Here is a 12475-nt window from a genome sequence, read left to right on the forward strand (position 1 = left end):
AAACGAGCATAAGAAATGCAGCAACCGTGCGAAAACATAGATGGCAAGAGGATTAAATAACGCTATAGATCAGTAGCTAGCCTACTTTACATAAGGAAGCACTCTACCTGAAAGGAATCGTAATAACCAATCGCAACGCCTGGCGAAGTAGTCGAGGATTGGTATGCATAAGTTCTTAGGATACCACAGAAATATACGGGCTCGAGCATAAGAAATGCAGCCATTACAGCAAAACAGTGCATGGAAAAGAAGATTAAATCCAGAAAATTTTACTTTACAAAAACACACAACCTAAAAGGCGTCGCAGCAAATAAATTGCGACGCCCTCCAAGTTCCATCAATAAGACATGCTTGCATCAAGCAGTATAAGAGATGATTCCTAACATTAGAATCCGCCCATACCACCCATGCCGCCCATACCACCAGCACCAGCACCAGCAGCGTCGTTCTTACTAGGAACATCCACAACTACTGCATTCAAAGTCATAAACACTGCAGCAAGCGATACAGCTAGATCAAACGCAATACGCACCACCTTGAGAGGATCCATAACCCCAGAAGTAAAAGCATTTGCGTAGTTCATAGTATCTACATTGTAGATAAGCTCCTTATCGTTTTGCTTCAACAAGTGTTGAATGACACATGGCGCTTCTTCAGAACCAGAATTTTTGATAATCCTCTTGATCGGAGCACATGCAGCACGACGTATAATGTCTATACCCCATTGTTCGTCATCATTCTTGCCTTTTAGACCATCCAAAGACGAAAGCGCATATAGCAATGCAGCCCCACCACCAGGTACTACACCTTCTTCAACAGCAGCCCTAGTAGCATGCAATGCGTCTTCTACTCTGTCTTTACGCTCCTTAACCTCAACTTCGCTGGATCCACCAACCTTGAGCACAGCAACACCACCGGAAAGCTTAGCCAAACGTTCTCTAAGCTTTTCCTTGTCATAATCAGAACTAGAATTTTCTATTTGAGCTTTGATTTGATTAGTCCTGCTAGCTATGCTTTCGGAACTGCTATCAACACTACCGATAATAGTAGTTGCGTCTTTTGTAATGCGAACGCTCTTAGCAGTACCCAAATCGCTTAGAGCGATATCTTCCATCTTAACAGCAAGCTCATCATTTACTACATACTTAGCGCCTACTATTACAGCAATATCGCCTAGCATGTCCTTTCTTCTATCACCGAAACCAGGTGCCTTCACAGCAGCAACTTGAAGCCCACCACGGAGCTTATTAAGTACAAGTGTACTCAGAGCTTCACCTTCCACGTCTTCAGCTATAATGAGCAATGGTCTTCCAGCTCTCGCAACGTTTTCTAATATTGGTAGAATGCTTTGTACAAGATTAATCTTCTTTTCAGTGAGGAATATGTATGGATTTTCAAATTCCACAAGCATCTTTTCAGCATTTGTAACAAAGTAAGGCGAAAGATATCCGCGATCAAACTGCATACCGTCAGTCTTTTCAACTTCTAGATCCTTGAAGCCTTTGCTTTCTTCAACAGTTATAACACCGTCTTTACCAACTTCTTTAACACACTGTGCAATCTTGCTTCCTATGTTCTTGTCTCCATTTGCAGACAACGTTGCAACCTGTGCGATTTCATCTTCTTCCACTTCACGTCTCATAGACATCAACGCTGTTAGAACTGCTTCTTTAGCCTTAAGAATACCATTCTTTATGCTAACAATATCGGATCCCGCAGCTTTTGCTTTTGAGACTTCCTCGATCACCTTAGCTGTCAGTATGGAGCATGTAGTAGTTCCATCTCCCACCTTATCATTACACTGAGAAGCACTCTGAGTAATTATGCTCGCTATAGCGGCAGCCAGTGGTTCTTCAGGCTTTATACTCTTCATTACCTTGTAGCCATCCTTTGTGATCTCTGGCGACCCATAAGGCTTACTAATCGCTACAGTGAGGCCTTTAGGACCAGCAGTACAACCAACTGCATCTTCGAGGATGCGCACTACTTCCCTAATAGACTTATCTAACACCTCACCCGTGACTACCGTATTTGACATTTTTGAACCTCCTAAACTTTAGACCAATAGAACAAACAACTCGGGCATAAGACTATGCTTCCTTAGCTATTATGTCACTCTCCTTCATCACTATGAACTTCTTACCGTCGAACTCTATTTCATTACCAGCCCACTGACGGTAGTAGACACAATCACCTACCTTAACAGACATAGGTGTAACCTTACCATCGCTGTTTGATGCACCAGGTCCTACAGAAACAACTTTGCCCTTTGTAGGCTTCTTTTTTGCTGAGTCAGGAAGCTGTATTGGAGAATTGGGATTACTATCCTCCAAGGCTTCTACTAACACATTATCATGCAACATAGCTAGATTCATAAACTACCCTCCAAAACGCCTGTAACTCATCAATTACGTCACAGTTACTTTAGCGGTATATAAGCGTCACGAAATCGAATTTCAAGTGCTATGAGCTCATTTTTTAGTTTTATCTTTGAAATTAAAAAAAGATATATGCCTTCTAAGCGTGATTAAGAAAGCAAGTATCATGTTACATTAGAGAAAAAGTTAGTTTATTTTCCGGAAATTTACATACTTATCAATTGTCACAACATGTAGCACTACTATGCTCGAAAGTAGAGATGCTGAGCGTAAAAGACAGCAGCTAGGTCATCGTGAACGGCTGCGTCAGAAAATTCTTAATGGGAATGGTGATGGAGTGTTCGACTATGAAATATTAGAGCTCCTCCTATGTTCAACACGTGGTAGAGTAGACTTAAAGCCGGTTGCTAAGCGATTGCTGGAGAGATTCGGGAACCTATCACAGGTGTTGTATGCTGATATTAATGAAATTAGAAAAGTCAAGGACATGGGGGATGCCTCAGTAGCAATGCTTGTATGTGTTAGAGAAGCGCTGATCAGGGTTATGAGGGGTAATATAACAAGCTGTGTTATATTAGATAAGTGGCCCAAGTTGCTTGATTATCTGAGAGTAAAAATAGGCAACTCCACCATAGAAAACTTTCTTGTACTCTACCTCAATAAGCGATACGGCCTGATAACAGATGAGGTACAAAGCACGGGTACAGTAGACGAAACTCCGCTATATATTAGAGAGGTAATAAGGAGGGCATTGCTGTGTGGAGCCGTATATATCGTGATATCACATAATCATCCCAGTGGTGATCCGAGACCCTCGAAAGCTGATGTCTATGTTACAAATAAGCTGCGTATTGCATGCAATAGCATGAATATAGAATTAGTTGATCATGTTATTGTAACTTCGAAACGTCACTATAGTTTTAATACTAATGGGTTATTATAAGCCATAATAGAGGCCTTGACGGGGCATATCTTTCAAAGTAGTATGCGTGTTCCTACGTTGTACATGCAGATTATTCGTGGATATCGAGTGGCAAATTTCCAGTGAGTTAGTGGAGTACGAAGTTGCAGTTAATGCAATGGTTTCGAGAGTAGATAAAATAGTACAGGGTTCCGCTAAAGAAATGATATGGTTGCTGGAGCATCCACCTGTGTACACTGCTGGTACGAGTGCTAATTCTAGTGATCTTCTGATAGATAATCTTTTTCCGGTTATAAAAACTACTCGTGGTGGAAAATACTCCTACCACGGTCCAGGGCAAAGGGTAGTTTATGTTATGCTTGACCTCAAGTGCCGGGATAAGTGCGATGTTCGTGCATATGTGAGAGACTTAGGTGCATGGATAGTTAATACTCTCGCGGAGTTTGCTGTTGATAGCTATTTCAGTAGTGAAAATATTGGTGTATGGGTACAAAACGGCATACATAGTGAAAAAATTGCTGCGTTTGGTATAAGGTTGCGTCGGTGGGTGACTTACCATGGTGTTGCCATAAACATAAGTACAGACCTTACACATTACTCCGGAATTGTTCCCTGCGGCATTTTAGGTTCAGGGGTTACATCTTTGAGGGCTTTGGGCAAAGAGGTGACGTTTGAACAATTTGACTCGGTTCTCAAAAAGGAGTTCTACAGAGTTTTTTCATAAAGTCACATCAATCAACGGTTCTGTATGTGTTGTATACTCTTGTGTTTATTGCGATGCACGAGAGAGATAGAGGGTTTGATGCTCTGTTCAGGGGTCATGTGGCCATTTAGCTAATAAATATGTAAATGGCGTTATTGAAGTCTGGAGAGACTGTGTTGGGGATGTTTGTCTTTAGACTTAGGAGGGCACTTAACGCATGGAGCAGGGCCTGTAGAAGACATTAAGTATTTGCCCAAAATCTAGTGTAGGATGCCTTGGCAGCAGTGAAAAACGCTTTCATCTGGCTTTGCATACCGTCTTCCTTGATACTACAATACGGCTATCCTGCACTTTTCTCTTTTTTCCACGCATTCTCAGCAATGCACTAAGTAGGTTGCCTTAACACGGGTATAACACTCTTTTATTCGGCTTTATATACTGTCTTGCCTGAAACTACAGTGCGGAGCACTTTGCCCTTCACTTTTCTTCCTTGAAAAGGAGAGTTTTTCGATTTGCTGGAGAATTTTGCTGTGTCTATAGTCCACACATACTCTAAATCAAATATCACCAAATCTGCTACTAGCCCCTTGGCTATTCTACCTCGGGGTAGCCTTAATATCTCTGCCGGTTTGCTTGTGAGTTTGGAGAGGACGTCCATGAGGCTTATACCTGCATTGTGGTACAGTTCCAGTGATAGAGGTAGCAGAGTTTCTAGCCCCACTATACCAAATGCACAGCACGATATAGGACGCGTTTTCTCCTGAGCAGCGTGAGGAGCATGATCAGTAGCTATGCAGTCTATCGTGCCGTCTTCTAAGCCAGAAATCATACTCAGGCGGTCCTCTTCTGTTCGCAGAGGAGGATTCATTTTTGCCATTGTGCCATGTTCTAAAACTGCATTTTCATTGAGCAGGAAATGGTGCGGAGTAACTTCACACGTGACGTGCAGTCCTTCACGTTTTGCAGCTCGCACAGCATCTAAAGCCTTTTTTGTTGAGATATGCAACACATGATAATGTGCACCAGGCACTTCACGTAACAACTGTATATCTCTACTGACCATTATGCTCTCAGATATATCTGGTATACCCTTTAAGCCTAGTTCCCGTGACACAAGACCTTCATTGATACACCCTCCATCGGAGAGATTGCAGTCTTCTGCATGTTGCGCCACGACAACACCCAAATCCTTGGAGTACTCGAAGGCCCGTTTCATGTACAGTGCGTTCATGACGGGTAACCCATCGTCTGTAAAGCCAAGTGCACCTGCATTCTTGAGCGATGCCATGTCGCACAGCTCACCATCGGATTTAGTAATTGCTCCGTAGAATTCTATGTTTACACAAGAGCTCTCCAAGGCCCTCATTTTAAGATACTTTGCGATCAATACATTCTCTAGGCGAGGGGTAGTATTTGGTTGGCATACAACTGTGGTAATGCCACCGGCTGCAGCTGCCTTGCTACCAGTATCTACGGTTTCTTTGTGTTCTCCTCCTGGTTCTCTTAGGTGCACATGCAGATCAATAATGCCTGGCATCAAGATATGTCCCTCACAATCCACAACCTCGTTAGCCTTAAAAGCCGTACTGTTTTGATCGAAAAAACCCGAACCAAAGTCCAAAATTTCCTTACCTTTAGTCAGAAGATAACCCCTATAGTCAGTGCCGGATGCTGGGTCAATGATTCGTGCATTTATGTATGCAACCGTATACTCATTACACTGACCACCCTGTAAGAGAGACCAAGTCTGTCTTTCACTAACCACAACAATCACGCAGTATACAACACACAGTTAGGGTATATCTAACCTATTGAGATAGTCAATTATTTCTTCCGTTAATAGCTTAGCTACTTCTACCTTCGTCATCATCTGAAAGGGTCTTACGGAATCTCTAGTGACTATAGACACTTGATTGTAGTTACTATGCACTACGGGTTCGTGCCCATTCACATAATAGTGATTGGCAATTATCCAGTCGCATCCCTTATAAGCCAATTTATTTTTTGCGGATTCGATTAAGTTTTCTGATTCCAGGCAAAACCCTATGACGAGTTTCGGTCTATTTTTATTTATGCTGATGCATTTTACTATGTCCGGACTGTGTAGCATGTCTATTCGATCCACAGCATGCTTTTTCAACTTGTGTTTGGAACGATAAGGTACCCAATCCGTAATAGCAGCGGTGAGAATGGCTACATCTACGGGTAACAGCGATAAGCAGGTATTGAGCATATCTGCTGAGGTATTTACATGGTACATCTGATATAGGTCTTGCCTAGGTGCAAGGGCTACCGGGCAAGATACTAACTTTACATCCCAGCCTATCTTCCCCATGCACTCTGCCAGAGCATAACCTTGTTTTCCAGAAGAACCGCTGCTTATGTATCGAACTGGGTCGATATACTCCCTAGTAGAACCAGCTGTTATGAGTACGCTAGCCATGCAGATAATCTCTATTAAAAACTGCGCTAAATATAGCCCTGCACATGCAGTCTTGCAAAAACTCTCTACAATTTAAAAATTTCCTAATGATGGACGCGCTCTAAAAGCGGCTGTAGAATTTCTGCGCTATGTATTTTGGGTGGTGCTATGAGTGTTAGGGTAGAACATGATAGTATGGGCAGTGTTGAGGTGACAGGTGAGCATTACTGGGGTGCTCAAACTCAGCGTTCGCTTGTGAATTTTAAAATAGGTGAGGAGAAGATGCCTTTACCGTTGATCAGGGCATTGGGCATAGTTAAGCTCGCTGCAGCGCGCGTCAACATGGCTAATGGAAGCATTGATGAGTCTGTGGGAAAAGCAATATGTGCAGCGGCTCAAGAGGTTGCAGAGGGCAGATTAGACGGGGAGTTTCCCCTAGTAGTGTGGCAAACTGGCTCCGGAACTCAGACTAACATGAATGCCAATGAGGTGATTGCCAATAGGGCAATAGAAATGCTTGGTGGTGAGATAGGAAGTAAGTCGCCTGTGCATCCTAATGATCACGTAAACTGTTCGCAATCTTCAAATGATGTATTTCCCACTGCGATGCACATCGCGGTAGTTTTGGAAGTGACAAAGAACTTACTACCTAATTTATGTATATTGCAAGAAGCCCTCAAAGCGAAGGTAGAGGAGTTTTCTGGCATAGTGAAAGTAGGGCGTACTCACTTACAAGATGCCACTCCATTATTTTTAAGTCAGGAGTTCTCAGGGTATGAATACCAAGTTAAACAGAGTATAGAACGTATTAGGTCATCCATGAGTGGTCTTTACCAGCTTGCACAAGGGGGTACAGCTGTGGGTACCGGTCTAAATGCGAAGAAGGGTTTTGCTGAGAGTTTTGCTGCAGAAGTTGCAGATATCACTGGATGTCCGTTTGTGACAGCAGAGAACAAGTTTGAGGCTTTGGCTACACATGATGCCCTAGTTGAGTTTAGTGGTACTCTGAATACTTTAGCAGTCAGCTGTATGAAAATAGCTAATGACATAAGGATGCTGGCTTCAGGGCCTAGATGCGGTATAGGTGAGATTATTCTTCCAGCTAATGAGCCTGGATCTTCGATTATGCCTGGCAAAGTTAATCCTACTCAGTGTGAAGCGATGACTATGGTATGTGCTCAGGTTATGGGTAACCATGTTGCAGTTTCTGTCGGTGGATCAAATGGTCATTTTGAGCTCAATGTATTCAAACCTGTAATAGCATACAATGTGTTGCAGTCTATTCGGCTTTTATCTGACGCATCACTGAGTTTTGCACAAAAATGTATAGTTGGGATAAAGCCAGATGTAGAACGTATAGAAACTTTGCTAGGGGCATCGCTTATGTTGGTTACCGCGCTGAATCGTCATATCGGTTATGATAATGCTGCAAAAGTAGCTAAGTTTGCATTTGAGAATCGTGTTACCTTAAAAGAAGCCGCTGTTACCCTGAAGCTTGTTGATGCTGAAGAGTTTGACAGAATTGTGGATCCTGTCAAAATGGTCACACCAAACTGATAATTGGGACTTTAGTTTGTGTACCAATCTCAGAGTAGATAGTTGTACTTTTCCTTCTCGTGGGTGTTTATAGATGGCATGGCTGTAGGCACCCTGGTTCTTGAATTCTGTTTAAAAAAATGGATTTCTCCAAAAATAATTGTCTTTCTATAGGAATAGAACGGTGATACCGTATTTTAAAGAGGGATAATTCATGAATGATTGTGCATGATAAGTGAAGTACAAATATATACTTTTATTTCTTTGTGGGGACGAGGAAAATAAGCGGTGATCCCTCTGATTAAGTATGGTAATTAAGGTTTTAAGACACTCTATTGTGTGCTTGCTACCGTGCGAAGGCGAGTTTGTATTGACACAGATATTGCGACATGATACCATTAGCTCCTTGGAAGAGCATTTCGGTGGTGTATATGTCAGGAAGTGACGAATACAAGGAGATTATTAAGCAGTGTATAGGAAGTGTCAAGGAAGTCTTCGGAGAAGGTAGGTTTGACGATGTTGTTGCTTCCATAATGAAGATGCAGGAAAAGGTTCTTGCGTCTAGTATGCAGCAAGACGATACTGGAACTGTCGGACAGATAGAGTCCGGTGAGGGTAGTGGTGCAAAGTTGTCTGACGAACAAGTTCAGCAGTTGATGGATAGCATTCGAGAAGAGTTCAAAGATGATCTTAGGGCTATTAAAAGAAGGATTCTCAAGCTCGAAAGGGCTGTTTACGGCACTAATACTCCTAAAGAAAACTAATTTGTTTGTGTAGGAGAGGCGTTATGGTGGATTCCATGTTGTTACTCTGCCTTGCGCCTGTGCCTATTCCTCTCATGGTATTCTCGAACCGGTATCACTTTTGGAGTTCTACCAGCCGCTAACTCTTCTAGAGATATCAGCGTGGCTTTTGCTGCAGCCAGCGTCGTGCTATGGGGTATTTTTTTCATCATGGCGGTCCTTCTTATGTCCGCGCTGTCGGATATTGTTTTTATGCCCTCAGATGTGTTGATCACGAGTGAGATCTCGTTGTTATTTAGCATATCTACTATGTGTGTGCTGCCCTCACGTACCTTATTTACGTGTGTTGAAGGTATATTGAGTGCATTGAAATAATTGTTGGTGCCCTTAGTGGATAGGACTTCGAAGCCCAACTCTATAAGCTTCTTCGCCAGTACTGCAGCTGCTGGTTTATCGCTGTTCTTTACTGATATGAAGACTTTACCCGAGGTTGGTAGTTCATAACCCGCGGCAGCTTGGGATTTCAAAAATGCCATGCCAAAGGTTTCATCGATGCCCATGACTTCACCGGTTGACTTCATTTCAGGGCCCAGCAGTGGGTCTGCGCTTGCAAATCTAGAGAAGGAGAAAACAGCCTCCTTAACTGCTGTGTAAGGCATTTCGTTTATTTCTTGATCTATGGACAGCTTATTTCCCAACATAACCGAAGTCGCAATTTTTGCTACAGGAACACCTGAAGCTTTGGCAACAAATGGAACGGTTCTACTTGCCCTGGGGTTGACCTCAAGTATATAGAGTTCCTTGTCTTTTATTGCGTACTGTATGTTTAAAAGACCTCTGACGTTGAGTGCAAGAGCAACTTTTTTAGTGCACTCTGCTATCAAGTCTACTATCTCCTTGCCCAGAGTGTAGTGAGGTAAGGAGCATGCCGAATCTCCAGAATGAATACCAGCTTCTTCAACATGTTCCATAATTCCAGCTATATAGACATTGTTACCATCGCATATGGCATCTACATCCACTTCTGCCGCATCATTCAGGAATTCATCAATCAATAAACAGCCGGTATCGAACACATTCTTGTTAATGTGCAAATAAGACGATAGTGCGCTGCGATCGCGCACAACAGACATAAATTGCCCTCCGATCACATAGGAAGGTCTGAGCAATACCGGATATCCCACCTCTTCAACTTTGCGTAATACTTCGTCTGCTGTAACGCAGGTGATGCTTCTAGGTTGTTTGAGTCCCAAAGACTGTAATAACCCCTTAAATTTCATTCTATCTTCTGCAAGATCGATAGATTCAAAATCTGTCCCGATTACATGTACTGTTTTTTCTTTAAGTATCTTTGCCAACTTCAAAGGAGTCTGTCCCCCGAGCTGCACTATCACCTTAACCGAAGCAGCGCCTTGAGATTCATTACGAATTATGTCCAATACGCATTCCCTAGATACAGGTGAAAAGTATAGCCGATCTGATATGTCGTAGTCGGTAGATACGGTTTCTGGGTTGCAATTTATCATTATTGCTTCCAAGCCTAGCTGTTTGACTGTAAACGCAGCATGTACGCACGTGTAATCGAACTCTATACCCTGGCCTACGCGGTTAGGGCCACTGCCAAGGATTATCACCTTCTCTTTGTTAGTAACATGTGATTCGCACTCAGGGGTGTTTATGGAGTCCCCTTCATAGCACCCATACATATACGCGGTGTTTGTACGAAACTCACCAGCGCACGTGTCAATACGCTTATATACAGGGTTGACCGATAGTTTTTGTCTTAAATCCTCCACATAATCCACACTGACATTACCAAGCTCAGCCAACCTTGCATCAGAAAAGCCCATTTTCTTGAGATATAACAAGCCTTCCTTGGTAGTGGGTAAGCCATTTTGCTTTATGTCACTTTCACAAGTTACAATGCGCGATATTTGTTGTATAAACCAAGGATCATAGCACGTAATCTCATTTATTTTCTGGCTACTTACTCTCATACGTATTGCATCTGCAATCATCAAAATTCTGCCAGGAGAAGGATTGGCAAGTTCCTTATATACGTGTTCTATACATGTATTTTCGTCAAAGACCTCATTTAGCCCCGTATATCCAACTTCTAGAGAGCATAGTGCCTTTTGTAGTGCTTCAGGTAATGATCTTCCGACGGCCATAACTTCACCTACGGATTTCATAGATGTCGATAGTGCTTGGTCAGGAACTCTGAACTTCGCAAAGTCAAATCTCGGAATCTTCACTACCACATAGTCCATTACGGGTTCAAATGACGCCGGAATCGAGATAGCGCAATCATTCACAATTTCATCTAGTGTGTATCCCACAGCTAATTTTGCGGCTATTTTAGCGATAGGAAAACCCGTGGCTTTTGAAGCAAGGGCAGAGGATCTGGACACTCTAGGATTCATTTCTATAACAACAATCTCGCCGTCGCGTTGCGGATTAACAGCGAATTGCACGTTCGAGCCCCCTGTTTCTACTCCTATTTCTCTGAGAATATCAAAGGAGATATTGCGCATTTTTTGATATTCTTCATCACGTAATGTTAAAGCAGGTGCTACAGTAATACTATCACCCGTATGCACGCCCATAGGATCTATGTTTTCTATGGAGCACACAACAATGCAATTATCTCTGCAATCCCGCATGACCTCCATCTCAAACTCTTTCCAACCTATGATTGACTCGTCAACTTGCACTTCGGAAGTTGGAGACATCACAAAACCACGCTTCACCGCTGCATAGAATTCTGATTCTGTAGTAGCTATGCCGCCTCCTATGCCTCCTAAGGTGAAAGAAGGTCTTATAATAGCGGGGAGCCCTATATATTCCAAAGCTGGTGTTATAGGTTCACCTTGTCGAATTATAACACTTTTAGGGCACTTAGCTCCTACCTTGCGTACGGCTTCTCTGAATAAACCTCGATCTTCTGCTTTTCTTATGGCCGTGTGGTTTGTTCCGATCATCTCTACATTGTGCTCAGATAATACTCCCTTATCGAAGAGTTCCAATGCGACATTTAATACAGTTTGCCCACCTACCGTTGCCAATAGCGCGTCGGGTTTTTCTTTAATGATAATCTGTTCTATGAAGTTTGCGGTTATGGGCTCGATGTATGTAGAATCAGCCAAATCTGGGTCAGTCATAATAGTAGCAGGGTTAGAATTGACCAGAATAGTGCGATAGCCCTCTTCCCGTAGTACTTTACATGCTTGGGTTCCAGAGTAATCAAACTCGCATGCCTGTCCTATAACTATCGGGCCTGCTCCTATAATGAGGATACTTTCAATACCTGTGCGCTTTGGCATCTATGTTCTATATTTTTAATAAATTCCGAGCATGTTACTACTAATGTGAGCAAAAAGCAAAAGTGTCGTATGGTTTAATTCTAAAATGTAACGGCTGTCTAAACTTACGATAAAGGACTTATGGGCAATCATTCAAGTGTGAGGCAGCCATAAGAGTGGTAGGTTTGAGATTGACCAAAATAGTGCGATAACCTTCTTTCCGGAGTATTTTACATCCTTGGGTTCGAAAGTAATTAAACTTATATGCCTGTCCTATAACTAACGGTCGGGCCCGCTCCTATAATGTGGATACTTTACAATGCCTATGCGCTTGGGAGCCTATTTGTAAAGGACTTGTTGGTAAAATAATTGTATGCGAAACCACAAGTCGTCTCTAAGCACTCTGCAGATCGTACTACAAACCACCATAGCACTCTTCTCACCCATCCTGCCGCATGTAACGCACTAT

9 protein-coding genes are annotated in these 12475 nt (G+C 42.7%); 4 read left to right on the plus strand and 5 right to left on the minus strand.

Annotation, left to right across the window (positions count from 1 at the left end):
* Positions 1 to 385: 385 nt before the first annotated feature.
* Complete coding sequence (gene groL / locus KPX09_RS02260; RefSeq protein WP_248887097.1) at positions 386 to 2038, minus strand: chaperonin GroEL; 1653 nt, start codon at positions 2036 to 2038, stop codon at positions 386 to 388.
* A 52-nt stretch (positions 2039 to 2090) separates the two neighbouring features.
* Positions 2091 to 2375 (minus strand): co-chaperone GroES, encoded by a 285-nt coding sequence (locus KPX09_RS02265; protein ID WP_011450381.1) that lies wholly within the window; start codon positions 2373 to 2375, stop codon positions 2091 to 2093.
* 247 nt (positions 2376 to 2622) lie between these two features.
* Between KPX09_RS02265 and KPX09_RS02270 the strand changes: the two genes are divergently transcribed.
* Both KPX09_RS02270 and lipB read left to right on the plus strand, forming a co-directional pair.
* The gene (locus KPX09_RS02270) at positions 2623 to 3321 is read left to right on the plus strand and encodes a RadC family protein (protein WP_249548771.1); all 699 of its coding nucleotides are present in this window, start codon (positions 2623 to 2625) and stop codon (positions 3319 to 3321) included.
* An 82-nt stretch (positions 3322 to 3403) separates the two neighbouring features.
* A complete protein-coding gene (gene lipB / locus KPX09_RS02275; RefSeq protein WP_346017231.1) occupies positions 3404 to 4024 on the plus strand; it encodes a lipoyl(octanoyl) transferase LipB in 621 nt (206 codons plus the stop codon).
* A gap of 400 nt (positions 4025 to 4424) precedes the next feature.
* On the opposite strand, the gene KPX09_RS02280 is transcribed toward lipB, so the two are convergent.
* Both KPX09_RS02280 and KPX09_RS02285 read right to left on the minus strand, forming a co-directional pair.
* Positions 4425 to 5768, minus strand: a complete 1344-nt coding sequence (locus KPX09_RS02280; RefSeq protein WP_249548772.1) for a dihydroorotase — start codon at positions 5766 to 5768, stop codon at positions 4425 to 4427.
* 27 nt (positions 5769 to 5795) lie between these two features.
* Complete coding sequence (locus tag KPX09_RS02285) at positions 5796 to 6446, minus strand: phosphopantothenoylcysteine decarboxylase (RefSeq protein WP_249548773.1); 651 nt, start codon at positions 6444 to 6446, stop codon at positions 5796 to 5798.
* A 147-nt stretch (positions 6447 to 6593) separates the two neighbouring features.
* On the opposite strand from KPX09_RS02285, the gene fumC reads away from it, so the two are divergent.
* Together fumC and asp14 are read left to right on the plus strand one after the other, a co-directional pair.
* Positions 6594 to 7982, plus strand: a complete 1389-nt coding sequence (gene fumC / locus KPX09_RS02290) for a class II fumarate hydratase (protein ID WP_249548774.1) — start codon at positions 6594 to 6596, stop codon at positions 7980 to 7982.
* A gap of 368 nt (positions 7983 to 8350) precedes the next feature.
* The gene (gene asp14 / locus KPX09_RS02295; RefSeq protein WP_249548775.1) at positions 8351 to 8725 is read left to right on the plus strand and encodes an invasin Asp14; all 375 of its coding nucleotides are present in this window, start codon (positions 8351 to 8353) and stop codon (positions 8723 to 8725) included.
* Positions 8726 to 8766: 41 nt separating this feature from the next.
* On the opposite strand, the gene carB is transcribed toward asp14, so the two are convergent.
* Positions 8767 to 12027 carry a carbamoyl-phosphate synthase large subunit gene (gene carB, locus KPX09_RS02300; protein ID WP_249548776.1) on the minus strand — a complete coding sequence of 1087 codons (3261 nt, stop codon included), beginning with the start codon at positions 12025 to 12027 and terminating at the stop codon, positions 8767 to 8769.
* Between the last annotated feature and the right edge of the window lie 448 nt (positions 12028 to 12475).

The organism is Anaplasma phagocytophilum (assembly GCF_023476575.1).
GTDB classification, from domain to species: Bacteria; Pseudomonadota; Alphaproteobacteria; order Rickettsiales; family Anaplasmataceae; genus Anaplasma; species Anaplasma phagocytophilum_A.